General features: G+C 70.8%; 13 protein-coding genes and 1 riboswitch. Of the genes, 2 read left to right on the top strand and 11 right to left on the bottom strand.

Annotated elements, in window-relative coordinates:
• Positions 1–35: 35 nt before the first annotated feature.
• The 9 genes from AB0D53_RS23495 to AB0D53_RS23455 all read right to left on the bottom strand — a co-directional run bounded on the left by AB0D53_RS23495 (position 36) and on the right by AB0D53_RS23455 (position 10,559).
• Positions 36–980, bottom strand: a complete 945-nt coding sequence (locus AB0D53_RS23495; RefSeq protein WP_362449648.1) for a 4-hydroxybenzoate octaprenyltransferase — start codon at positions 978–980, stop codon at positions 36–38.
• A gap of 182 nt (positions 981–1,162) precedes the next feature.
• Positions 1,163–1,816 carry an SGNH/GDSL hydrolase family protein gene (locus AB0D53_RS23490; RefSeq protein ID WP_362449646.1) on the bottom strand — a complete coding sequence of 218 codons (654 nt, stop codon included), beginning with the start codon at positions 1,814–1,816 and terminating at the stop codon, positions 1,163–1,165.
• A gap of 39 nt (positions 1,817–1,855) precedes the next feature.
• Complete coding sequence (locus AB0D53_RS23485) at positions 1,856–2,707, bottom strand: TIM barrel protein (protein WP_362449644.1); 852 nt, start codon at positions 2,705–2,707, stop codon at positions 1,856–1,858.
• A 109-nt stretch (positions 2,708–2,816) separates the two neighbouring features.
• On the bottom strand, positions 2,817–4,244 hold the full coding sequence (locus AB0D53_RS23480) for a polysaccharide lyase 6 family protein (protein WP_362449642.1): 1,428 nt from the start codon (positions 4,242–4,244) through the stop codon (positions 2,817–2,819).
• A gap of 128 nt (positions 4,245–4,372) precedes the next feature.
• On the bottom strand, positions 4,373–5,806 hold the full coding sequence (locus tag AB0D53_RS23475) for a polysaccharide lyase 6 family protein (protein ID WP_362449640.1): 1,434 nt from the start codon (positions 5,804–5,806) through the stop codon (positions 4,373–4,375).
• A gap of 135 nt (positions 5,807–5,941) precedes the next feature.
• Positions 5,942–7,264, bottom strand: coding sequence for an alpha-L-fucosidase (locus AB0D53_RS23470; RefSeq protein WP_362449638.1), 1,323 nt, complete (start codon positions 7,262–7,264; stop codon positions 5,942–5,944).
• Positions 7,265–7,399: 135 nt separating this feature from the next.
• Positions 7,400–8,266 carry a carbohydrate ABC transporter permease gene (locus AB0D53_RS23465; RefSeq protein WP_362449636.1) on the bottom strand — a complete coding sequence of 289 codons (867 nt, stop codon included), beginning with the start codon at positions 8,264–8,266 and terminating at the stop codon, positions 7,400–7,402.
• A complete protein-coding gene (locus tag AB0D53_RS23460) occupies positions 8,263–9,234 on the bottom strand; it encodes a sugar ABC transporter permease (protein WP_362449634.1) in 972 nt (323 codons plus the stop codon). The genes AB0D53_RS23465 and AB0D53_RS23460 overlap by 4 nt, the downstream gene beginning before the upstream one ends.
• Positions 9,231–10,559 (bottom strand): sugar ABC transporter substrate-binding protein, encoded by a 1,329-nt coding sequence (locus tag AB0D53_RS23455; protein WP_362449632.1) that lies wholly within the window; start codon positions 10,557–10,559, stop codon positions 9,231–9,233. The genes AB0D53_RS23460 and AB0D53_RS23455 overlap by 4 nt, the downstream gene beginning before the upstream one ends.
• A gap of 494 nt (positions 10,560–11,053) precedes the next feature.
• On the opposite strand from AB0D53_RS23455, the gene AB0D53_RS23450 reads away from it, so the two are divergent.
• Positions 11,054–12,064 carry a hydroxyacid dehydrogenase gene (locus AB0D53_RS23450; RefSeq protein WP_362449629.1) on the top strand — a complete coding sequence of 337 codons (1,011 nt, stop codon included), beginning with the start codon at positions 11,054–11,056 and terminating at the stop codon, positions 12,062–12,064.
• 553 nt (positions 12,065–12,617) lie between these two features.
• Here the strand turns inward: AB0D53_RS23450 and AB0D53_RS23445 are convergent.
• Both AB0D53_RS23445 and cobN read right to left on the bottom strand, forming a co-directional pair.
• Complete coding sequence (locus AB0D53_RS23445) at positions 12,618–12,854, bottom strand: hypothetical protein (protein ID WP_362449627.1); 237 nt, start codon at positions 12,852–12,854, stop codon at positions 12,618–12,620.
• A 272-nt stretch (positions 12,855–13,126) separates the two neighbouring features.
• On the bottom strand, positions 13,127–16,723 hold the full coding sequence (cobN, locus tag AB0D53_RS23440; protein WP_362449625.1) for a cobaltochelatase subunit CobN: 3,597 nt from the start codon (positions 16,721–16,723) through the stop codon (positions 13,127–13,129).
• An 87-nt stretch (positions 16,724–16,810) separates the two neighbouring features.
• A riboswitch (adenosylcobalamin (AdoCbl) riboswitch) is annotated at positions 16,811–16,891 on the bottom strand.
• A gap of 100 nt (positions 16,892–16,991) precedes the next feature.
• On the opposite strand from cobN, the gene cobG reads away from it, so the two are divergent.
• On the top strand, positions 16,992–18,311 hold the full coding sequence (cobG, locus tag AB0D53_RS23435) for a precorrin-3B synthase (protein ID WP_362449623.1): 1,320 nt from the start codon (positions 16,992–16,994) through the stop codon (positions 18,309–18,311).
• Positions 18,312–18,368: the final 57 nt, after the last annotated feature.

Here is an 18,368-nt window from a genome sequence, read left to right as displayed (position 1 = left end):
CGCAGTCCCACCGGCACCTCCAGGATCCGTGTTCCTCAGCCGAGGGTACCGACCCGCCCGGCGAGCACGGCCACGAGGATGAGCAGTCCGCACAGAGGATTGGTGCCGAACGCCCGCCCGCAGGCTCCGGCATCCGCGGGGTCGGCCCGCCACACCTGCCATCCCAACTGCCCCGCGACCACGCACAGCCCGGGCCAGTACAGCGGCCCGAGTCCGGCCACGGCCCCGAACCAGGCGAGCAGCACCACACACCCCGCGTACACGCCGCCCACCAGCACCCGGCTGCGCCGCCCCAGCAGCACGGCGGCCGACCGCACCCCGGCCCGCACATCGGCCTCCCGGTCCTGGCAGGCGTAGATCACGTCCGTCCCCACGGCCCACGAGATCAGCGCACCGTACAGCACTGCGCCCCCGAGCCCGAGCCCTCCGGTGAGCAGGCCGTACACCAGCGGCACCGTCCAGTTCATGGTGATCCCCAGCCACACGTGCGGCCAGTGGGTGACCCGCTTCATATACGGATACACCGCCGCGAGGGGCGCCCCGGCCGCAGCCCACACCACGGCCTCCACACTCCAGAACCACATCACCAGCGGTGCGACGGCCCCCACCACGACACACAGCACCAGTGCCCGCCCGGCCGCCAGCCGCCCGGAGGCGACGGGCCGCCCCGCCGTACGCGGCACCTGTGCGTCGAACCGCGCGTCCAGCACATCGTTGAGCCCGCAGGCGGCCCCTCTCGACAGCACCGCGTACACCAGAAGCAGCAGCCCGAGCAGCCCCCCGTCCCGGGGCCCGGCGATCGCTCCCAGGGCTATCCATCCGGGCACCACCAGCAGCCAGGCTCCCACCGGCCGGTCCAGCCGCAGCAACTCCAGATACGGCCGCACCCCGGCGGGGGCCCGCCCCACCAACCGGGCGGCACGGCCCTGGGCCGGAACTTGAGTCGGGACTCGGGCCGGGGCTCGTGAGGCGACGGTCATACCGATTCATGTCCCTTTCCAGGGCGATTGCATGACGATCGGTCCAACCTAGCCCCGGCTGGGCGGTACCTTCAAATGATCTCGGGCGTGGATCGCGATCGAGTGATACGGCACATGAACTGGCGGATGCCGAGGGGAAGTCAGCCCGGTCGCAATACGGGCTCCCTGCCCCGGTCCGGGTACTAGCGTGGTGTGTTCGGGGCAACGGCGGCGGAGTCGACCTCGGCGAGCCAGGCATCGGCGATGATCCGGTGGCCGAGAGGGGTCGGGTGGACCCCGTCCCGGGCCAGCTCCGCGGCTTGGTGCGTCTTTGCGGCGTGGCGCAGCGCGAGGTCCGCGCGGACCACCGTGGCTCCGTGGGCCGCCGCGGCGCGAAGGACGGCGTCGGTACGGGGCGTCAGGTCCTCGAACCAGCCTTCCTGATCCGGGGTGACCGGAAGCAGGAAGGGGGTGATGACGACCAGTCGAGCGGACAGTTTCCGCCCGGTGTCCGCGAGGAGGCCGTCCAGGCATGCCTCGAACTCTGCTACGGGGCTGGCGAGTCGGCTGTCGTAGAGCCGCCAGGTGTCGTTGATGCCGATCTTGACGGTGACCACGTCGGGCCGGTGGTCGATGACGTCGGTGGTCCAGCGGGCTTCGAGGTCGTACACGCGGTTGCCGCTGATGCCCCGGTTGATGACAGCGGGGGCGGGTCCGTCGCCCGCCCTGGCGCGCAGGGTCCGGGCGATCTCGTTGACGTAGCCGTCGCCGAGCGATGCGGAGTCATTGCGGTCGCGGCCCGCGTCGGTGATGGAGTCACCGACGAAGAGAAGTGTGCCGGTTTCCTCGATGTGCATGTGTGCCGTCCTGATGTCGGGTGTCGGTAGGGGCGCCGCTCAGCGGTGAGCCGCGACGCGCCGCAGCGTACCGGCCTCGCGGGAGAGCACGGCCGGGTCGTCTCCGGGTACGAACTCCACGAGCGCGTCCATGGGGACGCGCCGTTCGTTCAGCAGGCCGAAGACCCCGGTCCACAGGTCCTCGCGATCCGCCAGCCGGAGTCGGTGGTTGCCCGGCCACCAGGAGAAGACGTGCACCGCGCTGACCCGGTCGACGAGCGCGGCGAGCCCCGCCAGTGCTTCCTCGTCGGGAGCGTCCTGCGGCGGCTGCCAGTAGGTACGCAGGTTGTCCGCGCCCACCTCGTCCAGCAGCCGGACGGTGGACTCGACAGTGTCGGTGAGGGTCTTCGAGTGGAACTCCAGCGCGAGCTCCAGCCCGTGGTCCGCGGCGGTCCGGGCCGCGTCCCGCAGGCGGGCCACGGTCCCGCTCCGCTCCTCGGAGGTGGCGTCCCGCGAGCCGGCTGCGCCCGCCCAGACCCGCACCCGCGGCGCCCCGAGAAGCACCGCGGCGCGGGCGATCGCGGGGAAGCCGGCCGCCTCGTCGGGTGCGGCACAGAAGTAGGAGCCGTACGAGCAGCAGGTGAGCCCGTATCCGTCCGAGGCCTCGCGGGCCGCGCGGACGGCGTCGGGGTCTCCCGGTGGCGCGTGCACGTCCGCTCCCCACTCGACCGCTTCCAGACCCGCGTCGGCGGCGCGGCGTGCGAGCTCGGGCGCGGGCAGCCGCCGGAAGGTGACCGAGCACAGCCCCGGCCTGATCACGGGCGTGCCCGGCCCGGCCGGTGGACCGCCCGGAGCACCGTCCACCGTGCCCCGCCCCCGTTCCTCGCCGTCATGGCTCTCCCTGCCTGTCACGACGTTTCCTTCCTTCGGCCGTCCTGCGGCGGCTCTTCTTCCGCTCGTGCCGGGTGGTTCCGGTCCGTCCGCCCGGGGCGGGCGGACGGACCGGATCACCGGTGGGTTCTCACGATGCGTTCGGACCCACGTCCGCGGTCGTGAGGGGGTGACGGAGCGCGGCCGCGGTCGAGTACTCGTCGGCGCCGATGTCCCGCGTGCTCCCCCGGGAGTCGCCGTCGATGTCGTCGGCCACGGCCGGGCTCGCCAGCGTGGCGGCGCCGATCGCCGGGCTGCCCGCCGACAGCCGGGCCACACCGTCCTGGCCCGTCGCGAGCTTCGGGTCGGCGCGGGTGTAACCCCCGGACGGGATGTTGCCGTTGGCCGCCGCACCCCACAACATGTTGGTCTGCCAGGTGAAGTTGGTGGTCGTCCCCATCGCGACGAGGTTGCCGGAGTCGCCGACCAGCAGGTTGTCGGCGATGACCACGTCCCGGGGCTCGTACGTCCGGGTCTCGCCCGAGAGTGTGCTGGAGTTGCCGATCAGGGTGTTGTGCACGATCACCGCGCGGTCGCAGGCGTCGTTGCCGCGCCGCTCGTCCTGCGTCTCGCCCGAGTTGTGGTCGCGGGTGGTGCCGCTGCCGACGACCAGGGCCCGGCCCGAGAGCCCGCTGAGGTAGTTGTTGACGATCAGGTGGTCGTTCCCGTAAAGCCGCACACCCTCACTGCCGCCGATCAGGTAATTGCCCTCCACCCTGGAGCGGTTTCCGTGGCGGAGCACGATTCCGCCGCGGCTGTCGCGGATGGTGTTGTAACGGATGGTGTTGTCCGAAGACTTGACCGAGATGGCCTCCGGGTCACCGTTGGCACGCTCGAACAGGTTGTACTCCACGACCGCGTGGGCGCCGGACAACGCCCGCCCGCTGACGCCGAGCCGGATCGACTCGCCGCCGTTGTCCCCGGCGAAGGTGTGGTCGGAGAAGTGGTTCCGGAAGATGTGGATGTTCTGGGCCATGTCGGTCGAGCCCGGACCGTCGACGACGAGGAAGATGCCGGCGGTGGTCTTGTCGTGGAAGTGGTTCCGGTCGATCTTCGTGTCGTTGGCCCGCACGACGAGCCAGTACGGGTCGCCGGAGTCGGCGTGCTGGAAGTCGTTGCGGGTCAGCCGGATCGACGAGCAGTCCGCCGGGATCTCCGTCGTGGTGCTCTGCCGGAAGGCGAAGCCGCTGACGGTGATGTTGCTCGAATTGGCGAAGACGAAGCCGCGTTCGCCCCGGAGTACCGCGCCGCCGCGGGTCTTCGAGACGATGGTGATCGGCGCGGCGCTGGTGCCGTTCTTGCCGGAGACGTTGATCGCACCCCCGGCCGGAACGGTGTAGGTGCCGTCGGCCACGATGATCCGGTCACCGGGCGCTGCGCCGTTGATGGCGCTCTGGAGCTCGGCCAGGGTGCTGACGGGCTTGTCGGCCGCCGAAGCGTCGACCGCCATCGAGGTGCTGAGGGGCACGGCGGCGAGTGCTGCCACCGCGGTGCCCCTGAGGAACGTGCGTCGTTGCATGATGCCTCCTGTGGCGACAAGTACGTGACGGGCCGGTCCGTACAGCCCCCGCGCTGGACGTGGCCGGATGAACGGTGACGGGGACAGCCGGACCCGGTCCGGACCGGCTGTCCCTTCCTGGCGTGTGCTCAGCGGACGAGGGGGCCCACGTCGGCCGGGGTCAGCGGCCGGATCCTGGGGGCCCGCTTCGCGTACTGGTCCGCGCCCACGTCCCGGGACCGGCCGCGCGGGTCCCCGTCGATGTCGTGGGTGACCGGTGCCCGCCTGAGTGTGCCCGCGCCGATCGCCGGGCTGTCCGCGGCCAGCCGGGCCACCCCGTCCGGGCCCGTGACCAGCTTCGGGTCGACACGGGTGCAGCCGTCGGCGGGAATGTTGCCGTCGGCCGCGGCACCCCACAGGATGTTGCCGGACCAGGTGAACCGTACGGTGTTCGCCATCGCGACCAGCTCGCCCGAGTCCCCGACGAACAGATTGTCCGCGACGGTCACATCGCGCGGCTCGTGGGGGCGCTGGCTCTCGCCGGAGAGTGTGCCCTGGTTGTTCACCAGGGTGTTGTACGCGATGAGGACCCGGTCGGGTGCGTCGTTGCCGCGGCGCGCGTCGGGTGTCTCACCGGGCAGGTGGTCGCGCTCCGAACCGCTGCCGATCACCAGGGCCCGGCCGGACAGACCGGCGAGGTGGTTGTTGACGATCACATGGTCGTTGCCGTAGATCCGCACGCCTTCCGTGCCGGCGACGAGGTGGTTGGCCTCCACCCGGTTGCGGTTGCCGTGCCGCAGGACGATCCCGCCGAGGCTGTCACGGATGGTGTTGTGCCGGATGACGTTGTCCGAGCTCTTGACGGAGATGGCCTCGGGGTCGCCGTTGGCGCGCTCGAACAGGTTGTACTCCACGACCGCGTGGGCGCTGGACAGCGCCCGGGGGCTGACGCCGAGCCGGATCGGTTCCCCTCCGTTGGACCCGGCGAAGGTGTGGTCGGAGAAGTAGTTCCTGAACACATGGACGCGCTGTGCCATCTCCTCCGTACCCGCGCCCTCGATGCCGAGGTAGATGCCCAGCGTGGACTTGCCGTGGAAGTGGTTGTGGTCGACCTTGCTGTCGTCCGCGCGCACCATCACCCAGTGCAGGCCCTCGATGTCGGCGAGCTGGAAGTCGTTGCGGGTCAGCCTGATGTGCGAGCAGTTCGGCGGGATGTCCAGGGTGCTGCTCTGGCGGAAGGAGAAGCCGCTGATGGTGATGTGGCTGGACGCGTCGAGGACGAAGCTCTGTTCGCCGTCGAGGACGACGCCGCCGGGGGTCCGGGCGACGACGGTGATCGGCGCGCGCTCGGTTCCCTGCTTGTAGCGGATGGTCAGGGGACGGCCCTGCGGGACGGTGTATGCGCCGTCGGCCACGACGATGCGGTCGCCCGGTCGTGCCCGGTCGATCGCGGCCTGGAGCTCGTCCAGCGAGCCGACGGCGGCCGGGGCCGCCGTCGCGCTCGCGGTCACGAGGCCGCCGGTGGGAACGGCGGTCAGCGCCGCCCCTGCTGCGGTGGCCATGAGGAACGTGCGGCGTTGCATGATGCCTCCGTGCGTGTGGTGGTGGATCGGGGCCGGGCCCGCCCGGGCGGTGGGCCGCATCGGCCGTCGGCCGGGTCGGCGGTGGGACGCAATGGCGGTCCGTGGTCGGTGGTCGGTGGTCGGTGGTCGGTGGGCTCAGCCGTCGGCCGGGTCGGCCGGGGTGTCCAGGAACAGCTCGATGACGGGCACGGCGGTGTCGGGGCGCTGGACGGGGATCTCCAGGGTGAGCGTTCCGGCGGGCTGCCCTCCCATTTCGGTGTTGTGCGCGGCCCGGTCCGGGTCGATGTGGACCTGGGTGATCTCGGAGGCGTCGTTCAGCAACTGGGCGTAGCGCACCCGGCCGGCGAGTCCCGGCAGGTGCAGATGGCGCAGCGGCCAGGCGAACAGGTGCACGTAGAGCCGGTCTCCGCGCTGGGTGTACCGGCATTCGGCGGGTGCGGTGTAGGGGGACGGGCCGCAGCCGCGGACCGCGCGCTCGTGCAGGTCCATCCACCGGCCGATCTCCCCGAGGACGGCGACGGCACGCGGTTCGAGGTCGCCGCGGCCCGTCGGGCCGACATTGAGCAGCAGATTGCCGCCCTTGGACACCCCGTCGACCAGCATGCGGATCAGCAGGTCGGCGCTCTTGTGGTCCAGGTTGTCGCGGTCGTAGCCCCAGCTCCCGTTGAGCGTCTGGCAGGCCTCCCAGAGCACGGGCCGGCCGTCCTTGGTCATGGGGCCCGAGGGCTGGTACTGCTCGGGGGTGATGAAATCGCCGGGCAGGCCGGTCCGGTCGTTGACGAGGATGTGGGGCTGGAGTTCGCGGACCATCGACAGCAGCTTCGGGGAGTCCCAGTCGTCCGGCCCCTTGCCGCCCCACCAGATCCGGCCCGCGTACGAGAAGTCGAAGAACAGGTAGTCCACGCGGCCGAAGGACGTCAGCAGCTCGCGGACCTGGCCGTGCAGATAGCGCTGGTACTCGCGGATGTCCCGGCCGGCGGCCGCGGCCTTGAACTCCTCGTCGTCGCGCTGCGGATGGACTCCGTCCACCGGGAACGACGGGTGGTGCCAGTCGATGAGGGAGTAGTAGAGGCCGACCTTGAGCCCTTCGGCGCGGCATGCCTCGACGAACGGCCCGACGAGGTCGCGGCCGTGCGGGGTGTTGGTGACCTTGTACTCGGTGAGGGCGCTGTCCCACAGGCAGAAGCCGTCGTGGTGCTTGGTGGTCAGGACGACGTACCGCATGCCCGCCGCCTTCGCCGCCCTGGCCCACTGGACCGGGTCGTAGCGGTCGGGGTCGAAGTGGTCGAAGTAGACCTGGTACTGCTCGTCGGTCAGCTTCTCTCGGTTCTTGACCCACTCGTGCCGTGCGGGAAGCGAGTACAGGCCCCAGTGGACGAACATGCCGAACCGGTCGGTGGTGAACCAGGTGGTGTCCGGGGCGGGCGCGGGAGCCGGGGTCTCGGCGCTCTGGGTCATGGGGCATCGTTCCTTGTCGTCGGCGTCCGGGGGCGTGTGCGATGTGCCGCCGGAGGGCTGGTGGTACGGGGGGCGTGTGTGCGGTGCGCCGCCGGAGAGCTGGTGGTACGGGGGCGTGTTCGGGCGGCCTGCCGGTCAGCCCTTCAGGGCGCCGGAGGACAGGCCGTGCACGAAGGAACGCTGGAAGAACAGGAAGACGATCACCGAGGGGAGCAGGGCCAGCAGGGAGGCCGCCATCACCACTCCGGGAGTGACGGCGGGGTCGATCCGCAGGGTCCTCAGCGCCAGCGGGAGCGTGTACGAGGAGGAGTCCGTGGAGACCAGGAGGGGCAGCAGGTACTGGTCCCAGATCATGGTGAAACCGAAGACCCCTATGACCCCGAGTGCGGGCTTGCACATCGGCAGGATGATCTGGGCGAAGATGCGCAGGTCCCCGGCGCCGTCGATGCGGGCGGCCTCTTCGAGTTCCCGGGGCACGTCCTTCATGAACTCGGTCATCACGAGGATGGAGAATCCCCAGGCCCCCAGCGGGACGATCATTCCGGCCAGGGTGCCGATGAGGTTGAAGTGGACGACCGGCAGATCGGAGAGGATCACGGACAGCGGGAGGGCGAGGATCTCCTCGGGCAGCATCAGCGTCGCCAGGATGGCGACGAGCACCAGCGTCATCCCCGGGAAGACCTTCCTGGCCAGGGCGTATCCGGCCAGCACGGAGACGGCCACCTGGAGCAGCAGGCCGAAGCCGACCACGAAGAAGGAGTTCAGCAGGTACGCGAGCACGCCCTGGTCGAAGGCGATCCTGAAGTTGTCCAGGGTGGCGCCCGAGGGGATGACGCTCAGCTGAGTCGGGTCCTTGACCTGGCTGAAGGCGCTGACCAGCAGGGCCAGCAGGGGCCCGGCGAAGACGGTCAGGACCAGCAGGTAGGTGACGGCCTTCAGGATCCGCCCGCCCGTACTCCTGCTCTCCGTCAGACCCAGCGCGGTCTCGGTCGGCGCGTTCATTTGCTCTCTCTCCGTCGCAGCAGGTGGACGACGACTGTGAGGATCAGCGTCGCGATGAACAGCAGGACGGCTCCCGCCGCGCCGACGCCGAGTCTGTTCTGCTCCAGCCCGAGCTTGTAGATCAGGGTCATCACGACCTCGGTGGAGCCGTCGGGCCCACCGTTGGTGAGCAGGAACACCTCGGTGAACACGCGCAGTCCGCGGATCGCGGCGAGGATGAACAGGATCGAGAACACCGACCTCAGTCCTGGCACCGTCACGTGCCAGACCCGTTGCCGTCTGGAGGCGCCGTCGACCTTCGCGGCCTCGTACAGACCTCGGTCCACACTGGTGAGGCCGGCGAGGAAGATCATCATGTCGTAGGGGGCGCCCCGCCAGATGCCGGTGAGCATGATGGAGGCCATCGATGTGTCCGGGTCGTTGATGAATCCCGAGGGGCCCAGCCCCACCAGGCCGAGGATGGAGTTGAGCATGCCGTCCGAGGTCGGGTGGTACATGATCCGCCACAGTTCGGCGACGACCGCGATCGGCACCACGACCGGCAGGAACGCAGCGGAGCGCACGAATCCCAGCCGGCGTCCCTGGCCCTCCATCAGCAGCGCGAGCGCGAGGCCGAGGGCCATCGAGCCGGCCGTCTGCCCGGCGGCGAGGACCACGGTGTGCCAGGCGGCCTCGCGGAAGCCGTCGGACTGGAGGACCGTGACGTAGTTCTCGGTGCCGACCCACTTGTTGCCCAGGTAGGGCTGGACGTCCTGGAAGGACATGGTCAGCGCGCTGACCATGGGGATGAACTTGAAGTACAGGAAGAGGAGCAGTGCCGGGGCGAGGAACAGCCACGGCGTCCACCACCGGCCCGACCGGCGGTCGTGCCCCCGGCGGCCGACGGGGCCGCCGGCCGCGCGGCCCGTTTTCCGGGTGGCGGGCCCGGCCGCCGGGAGGGCGGCCGGATCCGCCTGGTCAAGACTCATGACGCGGCGATTCCCTGTTCCTTGAGGATGTCGGCGAGCTGCTTGTCGAGCTCCTTCAGCTTGGACCCGGTGTCCAGGCCGCAGTCGGCCATCAGCGCGTTGACGGTCTCGGCGGTCGTCTGCCGCACCGGGGTCCAGTTCGGGATGGACGGCGCGTAACGGCCGGATTCCTGGTAGATCTCGGCGTAGGTCTTCCAGCGGGGGTCGGGGCGGACCTTGGTGATGTCCACCGTCTTGTTGACGGGCAGCTGCACGGTGAAGCCGGTGTCACCCGCCATCCCGGTCTTCTGGCCCTCGGCGGAGATGGCGAAGTCGGCGAAGGCATCCTGGCCGGCCATGTTCTCGGAGCCGGCCATCAGGTAGACGGACCCGCCCTCGGCGAGCACGGTGGCGTCCTTCGGCCCCTTGGGCATCGGCACCACCTCGTACTTGTCCTTGCCGAGCGTCTCGTCGAAGCGGGGCAGCAGGTACGGGCCCACGACGAACATGCCGGTCCGGCCGGCCTCGAAGGTCTCGTTGGTGGGCGGGGTCTCCATGGTGACGGCGCCCGGCTGGATGACCTTGGACTTGCAGCCGAGGTCACGGAACCACTGCACGGCCCGGACCGATTCCTCCGTGGCCATCGCGGGCTCGTACTTGCCGTCCTTGGTCTCGGTGATGAAATCTCCGCCCGCGGCCCAGAGGAAGTTGGAGAAGTACCAGGAGGCGTATCCGCGCTTGGTGGACAGCGGGGCGGCGAGGCCGTACGTGTTCTTCTTGCCGTCACCGTCCGGGTCCTTGGTGGTGAACGCCTCGGCCATCGCGGCGAAGTCGTCCCAGCTGCTGGGGACTTCGAGCTTCAGCTTCTCCCGCCAGTCCTTGCGGATGAGCAGCGCGGACGCCTGCGCCGAGTACGGCAGGCCGAACTGCTTCCCGTCCACGCTCCTGCCGGAGTCCAGCCCCTGGCCGACGGCCTGCGCAGCGTTCTTGATCTTGCCCAGGTCGATCTCCCGGAGCAGTCCCTGGCTGTGCATGGCCCCGAGCTGCGTCACATCGTTCATGACGATGTCGGGCAGGTTCTTCTGCGCGGCGCGCTGCTGCAGCTTGGTCTCGAAGTCGTCGAAGATCGCAGTGACCTTGACCTTGTATCCCGTGGCCTTCTCGAAGGCGGCAGCGAGCTTGATCGCCCCCTGCTCCCCCGGTCCGCCCGGTGTCGTCCGGGTCCACAGTTCGAGCGGTGCCTTCGAGTTCTGCTTGGCATCCACTCCCGCAGGCCCCGATGTACAGCTGGTGAGGACCAGTGCGGAAGCGAGAACACCCGCACCGATCCACCGCGATCTCTGCATGACAACTCCTGTTTTCGCCGCATCACAGCTGGCCTGGAAAGCGCTTGCTGGGACGCTAACCGCGTCCGAATCCTTCGGTCAATAGTCCGATGAATGCAAAAGTCTCGCACTGACTCACAAGAACCTCGCCGGACACGGCCCCACCCTCGACCCCCACCGCCCGACACCTCCACAACGGGGGCGAACAGCATCGATCACCCCACGAAACTACCTGGTGAACCGGTAGTTCAGCCGCTCGGAGACGCGATTGACCGCCCGGACCCCGAGCACACCCGGACGCGAGGGCGACCGGGGCGACAGACACCAGACGGCCGGGTTCCACCCGATGCCTTTTCAATCATCCGATGTATCGTGCTGCAAGCACGTCGGCCTAGGCAATGAACAAGCCACGCCAATCTTCAACATCCGGTCAGACATTTCCCCACGCGCCCGATCAGGGCTCACGGGTCGATTCGCTGATGGTCCGTCAGCGAGGAGCTGAGGAGCGTTACGTCATGAACGAGCCGGCACGCAGGCCGACAGCCCTGTTGGTCATGGAGGAAGAACGCAGGGCGGACGTCTACCCCCCTGAGGTCCTGGCCGAGGTCGAACGTCTCGTACAACTGCAGGCCCCGCCCCTCACGCGGGAGCAACTCGACGCGGATCCCCAGGTGTTGGGGCAGGTGGATGTCCTGCTCACGGGCTGGGGCGCGCCCGTCCTCGATGCCGCCCTCCTCTCGCACGCCCCCCGGTTGCGGGCGGTCCTCGTCGCCGCGGGTTCCGTGCGGCACCTGACCACACCCGCGTTCTGGGCGCGTGGCATCCCGATCGTCTCCGCCGCCCCGGCCAACGCGATCCCGGTGGCGGAGTTCACCCTCGCCCAGGTCCTCCTCGGGCTGAAGCAGGTACACCGCATCACCCGCGAGGTGGCGAGCAGTCGCCGCTTCCCCCACAACCCCCAGGTGCCGGGGGCCTACCGGTCACGTGTGGGCCTGCTGGGGCTCGGGCACATCGGCCGTCTCGTCGCGTCCCACCTCGGCCGTTTCGACATCGAGGTCCTCGCCACGGATCCCCTCGCCTCCCCGGACACCGCCCGGCGGGCGGGAGTACGGCTCGTCGGCATCGAGGAACTGTTCGCCACCAGCCAGGTCGTCAGTCTCCACGCCCCGCTCCTGCCCGAGACCCGCGGCACGATCGGAACGCGGCTGCTGAACTCCATGGGGCCGGGCGCGACGCTGATCAACACCGCCCGTGGCGCGCTCGTCGACGAGACCGCCGCGGCGGAGGTCCTGCGCGCCAGACCCGACCTCACCGCCGTACTCGATGTCACGCACCCGGAGCCTCCCGCCCATGACTCGCCACTCTTCACCCTTCCCAACGTGGTCCTGACACCCCATCTCGGTGGTGCCCTCGGGGCCGAACGTCATCGTCTCGGAGAGCTTGTGCTCGACGAACTCCGACGCTTTATACATGACGAGCCTCTTCAGTACGCCATAGACCCCGCCCGCGCGGCATCACTGGCCTGAGGCCGCGGAGGCCGTCGTCGCAGGTGCGGCCCCGGCGCGGTGGGGCCGCACACGCGACGTCAGCGAAACGTCAGCGAAACGTGGGTGGAACGTCAGCGTGGGGCAGGAGAGTTCGGGGCCTGCCAGGCCGTCGGCGCCGGCTCGTGACCGCGCACCGGGGTTCATGTACCGGTGTGTTCGCCTGTCGGTGTGTTCGCCTGTCGGTGTGTTCACGTGTCGATGTGTTCGTGTGCGGTGGTGTCGTACGTCGATGTGTTCGCGTGGTGACGGTGTCGCACGTCGGTGTGTTGGCACGTCCCGGCGGGCCGGCCGCAGACAGGACGCCGAAGGAATCGTTCATCAGCGTTCGGAAGCCCAGGGCCACCGTCGTCGCGGCCGCTGCCGTGGCGGGAATCGCCATGGCGGCCGTACCGGTCCACGCGAGCGTGTGCGAGCCGGGCGGCGGTGCCCGGTCGGACAGCTGCGAGCTGCACCGGGGCTGACCAGTGGCCCGGCTCGACGGTGTCCGGGCCACATCCGGCCGTGTCGCGCACGGTCGGCCACGGAAGAACTGTCAGTGCGGCCTCCAGACGTACTTGCCGCCGCCCACCCACCGCACCACGTCGGGGTCGTCGAGGTCGTGGACCTTGATTCCTGCGGCCGAGGCAGCGCTGAGTACATCCATCATCGATGTCGCGGCGCTGACAACCTCCCCGTCGATCTCCACCAGACGGAAGGGCGGATCACCGGGCTGCACTCCCAGCACGGTGATCCTGGGCATCGAGATATGAGGACTGCCACTTTCGGTCATGCGTAGATCGCTTCCACGTCACCGGCGACACTATGCCCGGCGGCGGTGTCCTCGGCGCCATGTCACTCGTACACACGCTTTCCCGAGCAGCGGCGGGCAACAGCCGAGTGCGGCGATCACCGCCATCCGGGGCACAGGGACGCGGGCGCCGGTACGAGGAGCAGCCTGACGGCGGACCGGGCCCCGGCCGGTGCTGCGGGCGGGGCCCGGTCGTATGCCTCTGTCGGGGCCCGGTCGTATGCCGCTGTCGGCCGGCCGGGCCCCGAGGGGGGTCAGTCCTCGCCCTCCAGGTTGCCCTCCGTCTCCAGGTATGCCTGGCGCAGCGCTTCGAGGACCGCCGGGTCCGGCTTGGCCCACATGCCACGGGACTCCGCCTCCAGGAGGCGCTCCGCGATGCCGTGCAGGGCCCAGGGGTTGGCCTGCTGGAGGAACTCACGGTTGACCGGGTCCAGGACGTACGTCTCGGTGAGCTTGTCGTACATCCAGTCGGCGACCACGCCCGTCGTCGCGTCGTAGCCGAAGAGGTAGTCGACGGTGGCGGCCAGCTCGAAGGCGCCCTTGTAGCCGTGCCGCCGCATCGCCTCGATCCACTTGGGGTTCACGACCCGGGCACGGAAGACCCGTGAGGTCTCCTCCACCAGGGTGCGGGTGCGGACCGTCTCGGGGCGGGTGGAGTCGCCGATGTACGCCTCCGGGGCGGTGCCGCGCAGGGCGCGGACGGTGGCCACCATGCCGCCGTGGTACTGGAAGTAGTCGTCCGAGTCGGCGATGTCGTGTTCACGGGTGTCGGTGTTCTTGGCCGCGACCGCGATCCGCTTGTACGCCGTCTCCATTTCCTCGCGGGCCGGGCGGCCGTCGAGTTCACGTCCGTAGGCGTAGCCGCCCCACACCGTGTAGACCTCGGCGAGGTCCGCGTCGGTGCGCCAGTCCCGCGAGTCGATGAGCTGGAGCAGACCGGCGCCGTACGTACCGGGGCGGGAGCCGAAGATGCGCGTGGTGGCGCGGCGTTCGTCGCCGTGGGCGGCCAGGTCGGCCTGGGTGTGGGCGCGTACGTGGTTCTGCTCGGCGGGCTCGTCCAGGGAGGCGACGAGGCGGACCGCGTCGTCGAGCAGGCCGATGGTGTGCGGGAAGGCGTCGCGGAAGAAACCGCTGATGCGCAGGGTGACGTCGATGCGCGGGCGGCCGAGCTCGGCCGGCGGGATCGCCTCCAGGCCGGTGACGCGGCGCGAGGCGTCGTCCCAGACCGGGCGGACGCCGAGCAGCGCGAAGGCTTCGGCGACGTCGTCACCGGCGGTGCGCATCGCGCTGGTGCCCCACAGGGACAGGCCGACCGAGGTCGGCCAGTCGCCGTTGTCGGTGCGGTAGCGCTCCAGGAGCGAGTCGGCCAGGGCCTGGCCCGTCTCCCAGGCGAGACGTGAGGGTACGGCCTTGGGGTCGACGGAGTAGAAGTTGCGGCCGGTCGGCAGGACGTTGACCAGGCCGCGGAGCGGGGAGCCGGAGGGTCCGGCGGGGACGAATCCGCCGTCCAGCGCGTGCAGGGTGTGGTCGAGTTCGTCGGTCGTGGCGGCCAGCCTCGGCACCACCTCGCGGGCCGCGAAGTCCAGGATGTCGGCGACCGCCCGCGGGTGGCCGGCGGCCACCTCGGCGACGGCGTCCGGGGACCAGCCCGCGTCCTCCATCGCCTGGACCAGGGCGCGGGCCCGCTCCTCGGTCTCGTCGGCGGTGACGCGGGTCGCGGCGGACTCGTCGAGCCCCAGGGCCTCGCGCAGGCCCGGCAGGGAGGCCGTGCCGCCCCAGATCTGGCGGGCGCGCAGGATCGCGAGGACGAGGTTGACCCGGTCGGCACCTGCCGGGGCGCCGCCCAGGACGTGCAGGCCGTCGCGGATCTGGGCGTCCTTGATCTCACAGAGCCAACCGTCGAGGTGCATGATGAACTCGTCGAAGCCCTCGTCCTCCGGACGGTCCTCGAGTCCCAGGTCGTGATCGAGCTTGGCGGCCTGGATCAGGGTCCAGATCTGGGCGCGGATCGCCGGGAGCTTCGCCGGGTCCATCGCCGCGATCTGGGCGTGCTCGTCCAGGAGTTGTTCGAGGCGGGCGATGTCCCCGTAGCTTTCGGCACGTGCCATCGGCGGCACCAGGTGGTCCACGAGGGTGGCGTGGACGCGCCGCTTGGCCTGTGTCCCCTCGCCCGGGTCGTTGACCAGGAACGGGTAGACCAGCGGGAGGTCGCCGAGGGCCGCGTCGGGGCCGCAGGATGCGGAGAGGCCGGCGTTCTTGCCGGGCAGCCACTCCAGGTTGCCGTGCTTGCCGAGGTGGATCATCGCGTCGGCGCCGAAGCCGTTGTCGTCGGCCCGGGCCGCGATCCAGCGGTAGGCGGCCAGGTAGTGGTGCGAGGGCGGCAGATCGGGGTCGTGATAGATCGCGATCGGGTTCTCGCCGAAGCCGCGCGGCGGCTGGATGAGGATGAGCAGATTGCCGTGGCGCAGGGCAGCGAGCACGATGTCGCCGTCCGGGTTGCCCGACCGGTCCACGAACATCTCGCCCGGGGCGGGGCCCCAGTGCCGCTCGACGGCTTCGCGGAGCTCGGCCGGGAGGGTCGCGTACCAGCGCCGGTAGTCGGCGGCCGGGATGCGGACCGGGTTGCGGGCCAGCTGCTCCTCGGTGAGCCACTCCTGGTCGTGGCCGCCCGCCTCGATCAGCGCGCGGATCAGCTCGTCGCCGTCGCCCGACGCGAGGCCGGGGACTTCCCGCGTACCGAAGTCGTATCCCTCGGCGCGGAGTCGGCGCAGCAGGGCGACGGCGCTGGCCGGGGTGTCGAGGCCGACCGCGTTGCCGATCCGGGAGTGCTTGGTCGGGTACGCGGACAGGACGAGCGCGATCCGCTTCTCGGCGGCCGGGATGTGGCGCAGCCGGGCGTGACGCACGGCGATCCCGGCGACACGGGCGGCGCGCTCGGTGTCGGCGACGTACGCGGGCAGGCCGTCCTCGTCGATCTCCTTGAACGAGAACGGCACGGTGATCAGGCGGCCGTCGAACTCGGGGACCGCGATCTGGCTGGCGGCGTCCAGCGGGGAGACGCCCTCGTCGTTGTCCTCCCAGTCGGTGCGTGAACCGGTGAGGCAGAGGGCCTGGAGGATGGGTACGTCGAGGCCGCTGAGGACGCCCGCGTCCCAGGATTCGTCGTCGCCGCCGGCCGAGGCCTCGGCGGGCCGGGTGCCGCCCGCGGCGAGGACCGTGGTCACGATCGCGTCGGCGGCGCGCAGCTCTTCGATGAGTTCGGCCTCGGGGGTGCGCAGCGAGGCGACGTACAGCGGCAGCGCGCGGGCGCCCGCGTCCTCGACGGCGCGGCAGAGCGCCTCGACGAACGCGGTGTTGCCGCTCATGTGGTGGGCGCGGTAGTAGAGCACGGCGACGACCGGGCCGTCGGTGCGCCGGGGGGTGCGCTCCAGCGGGCCCCAGGAGGGTGCCGGGGCGGGCGGTGCGAAGCCGTGGCCGGTGAGCAGCACGGTGTCGGAGAGGAAGCGGGCGAGCTGGTCCAGGTTGGCGGGACCGCCGTGGGCCAGATAGGCGTGGGCCTCCGCGGCGATGCCGATGGGAACGGTCGAGGCGGCCATCAGCTGGGCGTCGGGGGCCTGTTCGCCGGTGAGGACGACGACGGGGCGTCCGGTGGCGAGCACTTGGTCGAGACCGTCCTGCCAGGCGCGTACGCCGCCGAGGAGGCGTACGACGACCAGGTCGACGCCGTCGAGCAGCTGGGACAGGTCCTGGAGCGGGAGCCGGGAGGGGTTGGCGTAGCGGTAGGGGACCGGGCCGTCCGAGGCGCGGGCACTGAGCAGGTCGGTGTCGGACGTCGACAGGAGCAGGATCATGCGGCGTCGGGCCTTCCTCGGGGTGTCCACGCCCCGGGCGGTGTCGGAATGAGGCTCCCCTGCTCGAACGGGTTCGAGTGTTCGGGGAAGGGAGTTCCTGACTTGCCAGGCCGTGGCCGGGCTCACAGTGGCGGGACCGTGCCGGAATCGCACCGGACTTCCTCCCCTGTCGCCGTCTGTGGCGACGACGTGCCGGATGGCTCGTCAGTAGGCATAGTAAGGGCCGGTCAACCGATGGAGGACATACGGATCCGGTCGGATGGTCGGTATGCTCGCCGCCATGCCCCGACCTGCCACTTCGCCTTCACCGCCGGGAGACGCGTCTGCCCGGGACCGCGGTGACGCCTGCCCCGGCACGCTTCGGCTGCACCGGGCGGACGACGGCTCGCTGGCCCGTGTCCGGGTTCCCGGCGGTCTGCTGACGGCGGTGCAGGCAAAGGCCCTGGGGGCGCTGTCGGAGAGTCTGGGCGATGGTGAGTTGCATCTCACTTCGCGCGGCAATGTCCAGTTGCGCGGGCTGGGTCCGGACTGCGGAGCCGAACTGGCCGACCGGCTGGGCGAGGCCGGGCTGTTGCCCTCCGCTCGCCACGAGCGGATACGCAACATCGTGGCGTCACCGCTCTCGGGGCTCGACGGCCTGGGCGCGCGGGACGTCGGCCCCTGGCTGTCCGAGCTGGACGTGCTGCTGTGCGCGGGCGGGAGGACGGCGGGGCTGTCGGGCAGGTTCTTGTTCGTGCTAGACGACGGCCGTGGCGATGTGGACGCGCTGGGCGGCGATGTGACGCTGCTGGCGCAGGACGACGGAACGGCGCTGCTGCGGATCGGCACGGCCCCGGCCACCGCACGGATACCCGGCGCACGGGCGCCGCGGGCCGCCCTCCTGGCGGCCGAGACCTTCCTGGAGCAGGCGTCGGGCACCGGCGCCTGGCGTGTACCGGATCTGCCCGGCGGCGCCCGGTCCCTCCTCGAAGAGGTCGTACGACGGTTGCGGGAGGCGGGGCCCGGCACCGTCTCCACCGAGGACCGTGCCTGTCCGCCGGACTCGGACGGCCCCGCCCCCGGAGTCGTGACGGGCCCGCAGGACTCGGCCGCGCTGTCGGTCGGCATCCCCCTGGGGCGCATCGCCCCGGCGCAGTGGCGGTCGCTGACGGAGACGGCCCACCACCGGGGCGTCGGTGAGTTGCGGCTGACGCCGTGGCGCGGGGTCGTCGTACCCGGGGTGGAGCGGCGGCAGGCCGCCCGGTCGCTGGACGAGCTGGGGGCCACCGGTCTCGTCGTCGGCCCCGGCTCCCCCTGGACCGGGGTGGGTGCCTGTATCGGCCGGCCCGGCTGTGCGAAGTCGCTGGCCGATGTGCGGGCCCAGGCGACGGCCTCGGTGGGGGGCGCGGGGCTGCTGCCGGTGTACTGGTCCGGCTGCGAACGCCGCTGCGGGCATCCCCGCGGCGAGTGGGTCGACGTCGTGGCCACCCCGGACGGACACCGGATCTCCCTCGTGCGGGGCGAGGAGCGGGGCGCGCCCGTGAGCGTCCCCGACAGCCCCGGCACTCTCGCCGCGGCGGTGGCCGCTGCCCGCCGCGCGCGCGGCTGACCCCCGTACTCCCACTCCCCTGTACCCGACGTCGCACGCCCGAGGAAGAGAGCGAAA

Origin of the sequence: Streptomyces sp. NPDC048295 (assembly GCF_040652135.1) — a bacterium.
Lineage (GTDB): Bacteria > Actinomycetota > Actinomycetes > Streptomycetales > Streptomycetaceae > Streptomyces.
The sequence above is the reverse complement of the archived record's forward strand: the minus strand, read 5'-3'. Positions and strand labels throughout refer to the sequence as shown.

Excerpts from the sequence above, each read along its gene's own strand:
- cobG (WP_362449623.1), top strand. The coding sequence starts at position 16,992 with ATGCTCGCCGCCATGCCCCGACCTGCCACTTCGCCTTCACCGCCGGGA.
- AB0D53_RS23495 (WP_362449648.1), bottom strand. The coding sequence starts at position 980 with ATGACCGTCGCCTCACGAGCCCCGGCCCGAGTCCCGACTCAAGTTCCG.
- AB0D53_RS23450 (WP_362449629.1), top strand. The coding sequence starts at position 11,054 with ATGAACGAGCCGGCACGCAGGCCGACAGCCCTGTTGGTCATGGAGGAA.
- AB0D53_RS23465 (WP_362449636.1), bottom strand. The coding sequence starts at position 8,266 with ATGAACGCGCCGACCGAGACCGCGCTGGGTCTGACGGAGAGCAGGAGT.
- cobN (WP_362449625.1), bottom strand. The coding sequence starts at position 16,723 with ATGATCCTGCTCCTGTCGACGTCCGACACCGACCTGCTCAGTGCCCGC.
- AB0D53_RS23475 (WP_362449640.1), bottom strand. The coding sequence starts at position 5,806 with ATGCAACGCCGCACGTTCCTCATGGCCACCGCAGCAGGGGCGGCGCTG.
- AB0D53_RS23445 (WP_362449627.1), bottom strand. The coding sequence starts at position 12,854 with ATGACCGAAAGTGGCAGTCCTCATATCTCGATGCCCAGGATCACCGTG.
- AB0D53_RS23455 (WP_362449632.1), bottom strand. The coding sequence starts at position 10,559 with ATGCAGAGATCGCGGTGGATCGGTGCGGGTGTTCTCGCTTCCGCACTG.
- AB0D53_RS23490 (WP_362449646.1), bottom strand. The coding sequence starts at position 1,816 with ATGCACATCGAGGAAACCGGCACACTTCTCTTCGTCGGTGACTCCATC.
- AB0D53_RS23470 (WP_362449638.1), bottom strand. The coding sequence starts at position 7,264 with ATGACCCAGAGCGCCGAGACCCCGGCTCCCGCGCCCGCCCCGGACACC.
- AB0D53_RS23460 (WP_362449634.1), bottom strand. The coding sequence starts at position 9,234 with ATGAGTCTTGACCAGGCGGATCCGGCCGCCCTCCCGGCGGCCGGGCCC.
- AB0D53_RS23480 (WP_362449642.1), bottom strand. The coding sequence starts at position 4,244 with ATGCAACGACGCACGTTCCTCAGGGGCACCGCGGTGGCAGCACTCGCC.